Below are 2144 nucleotides of genomic sequence, written 5' to 3'. Positions count from 1 at the left end.
GAGGAAACCTTCAAAAATTTGACAATGTAGTTAACGATTTAAAAAAGTCACTGCCTAAAAAATGGCAAGAGATTTTAAATGGTGCTAATCCAGGTTTGAACAAGACTGATCCAGTCGTGCATGCAATGGTCCGATTGAATGAGCGAATTAATCAGCTTAATAATGATTTAGAGAATAGCAAATGTACATTTGAAGAAGCAAAATCTTCTCTAGCAGAAGCTGTCAAAAAGGTTATTGATGCAGCCAATGTACAACAAGAAAAGACAACATTGGGTAAAACGCGTAAATTATTAGGATTCACAATCCAAATAATTTCAAGTGAAGTATCCACATCTCTACAAAAATTTTTGGAATCCAAGCATTTTCTAGGTAGAGAGTCTTTTGATAAAAAACAAGGGGTTGATTTACCCAAGATCGAGTCAGCGAGTTCCAAATACAGATTTGCGGTGGACCAAATGAAGCCTCATCCAGCTCCCGATGAAGATGAGCGCACCTCATTTGAACAGCATAAGTAATCATTTCTCTATTAAGTCCTAGGTTTGGTGATGTATTTTTTACGCCCGTACAGGAAAAATGCAGGAAGCATCATTAAGACGATTCCTATAGAGAAAACCAAGCGAAAATGATTTGCGCCACCAAAATTCATAAATTCAACGGGTGGAATAAAACCAACAATTAAAGTCATAGTGCAGCCACATAAACCCAGAATACAGGTCAGATAGTAGCCTGCTTTTTTTCCGGGTATTGCAAAAGGTCTATGAAGATGAGCATATTTGCTTTTTAATTTCCAGGCTGCAATAAACATTAAAACATACATCATGATGTAGAGTTCAGTGCTTAAGGCAGTAAACAACCAATAGATGGCATTGACACTTGGAAACAAGAGAAAGCCACTGCATAAAAGCGTCACCAAAATGGCTTGCGTAATCAAAATTCGTGAAGGCATTCCACGTTTGTTTAATTGGCACATAAATTTCGGTAAGAAGTTATGATTGGCCGCCATAAGCAAACCTTTCGCTGGCGAAATGATCCAGTTGATCATACTGCCTAAGCTACCTAAAAGTAATAATGCGATCAGGATAGGTAAGAGCCACTCAAGGTTATATGCATGGAAAAAGTTAGTAAAGGCTTGCAGTACGCCATCAATTAAACTGATTTTTTCTTTGGGTAGAACAAAAGCAATAGCTAATGAGCCGAAAATCATGGTTGTTAGGATAAGCAATACTGAAAAAAACATTGCTCGAGGGAAATTGGTTTGTGGGTTTTGCACATTGCGAACGTGTACCGCTGCGAGCTCCATGCCTAAAAATGAAGTCATAATTGCAGTAAGTGATACCCAAGATTGGCTGTCTTTCCAGTGCGGTATCAAATGCTCTAAGCTCATATTAATTGCTATAGGATTTCCTTTAATGACCCAAATTAAGGCAAGAAAAATAATAAAGCCCATGGGCAGTATCATTCCTAGTATGGCACAAAGACCGGCAAAATGTGCTGAAGCGCGTAACCCCGATAATGCAATTAGAGTTAATGACCAAAAAATAACTAGAATTACTGAAATCAGGTAATATTTATTTTGTGCGAGTTCGGGATTGATCAAATAGGCCAAGACACCGGCTATAAAGGATAAAATTGTGGGATACCAGACTAAGGTATTGATCCATTGCAACCAGATGGTAAAAAAAGCAAGATTCTCACCGTAAGCATGCTTCACCCAACTGTAAATTCCGCCTTCCTCATCCGACCACGTTGAGGACAATTCTGCTGCTACCAAAGCCACTGGAATTAAGAAAACAATTGCGGAAAAGATAAAGAAAAAAATTAATGACGAACCGAATAGCGCGGTTCCCGGTAAATTTCTTATACTATCAATTGCACCAGTAATCAGTAAGACTAAGGCTAGGACAGATATTTTTTCAGAGGACCAGTTGTTCATTAATTAAATCGACTTGTTAAAATGCTAGGCATTATATAGGAAGTTGGCAATGGACGTTACTATTTATTTTATCATATGAAATCAATTTTGTTGCTTCTAATTCAAATAATTACGGTGAAATGGGAATTATCTCTTTAGCATTCAATAAGTATTTTATCCTAAGCCTAGAGACAGGTTTTTTATAGGGGTGGAAAAAGTAAGGATATTTAGT

The 2144-nt window shown here is 37.4% G+C and carries 2 protein-coding genes; one reads left to right on the top strand and one right to left on the bottom strand.

Going from position 1 to position 2144, the window contains the following annotated elements:
* Positions 1-515 (top strand): hypothetical protein (locus OQJ26_RS19180; protein ID WP_265705279.1); only part of this gene is annotated, 515 nt, incomplete at its 5' end.
* Positions 516-526: 11 nt separating this feature from the next.
* Here the strand turns inward: OQJ26_RS19180 and OQJ26_RS19175 are convergent.
* Positions 527-1933, bottom strand: coding sequence for an APC family permease (locus tag OQJ26_RS19175; protein WP_265705278.1), 1407 nt, complete (start codon positions 1931-1933; stop codon positions 527-529).
* Positions 1934-2144: the final 211 nt, after the last annotated feature.

Source organism: Legionella sheltonii (assembly GCF_026191355.1).
GTDB lineage: Bacteria > Pseudomonadota > Gammaproteobacteria > Legionellales > Legionellaceae > Legionella > Legionella sheltonii.
This window is presented reverse-complemented; position numbering and strand designations above follow the sequence as displayed.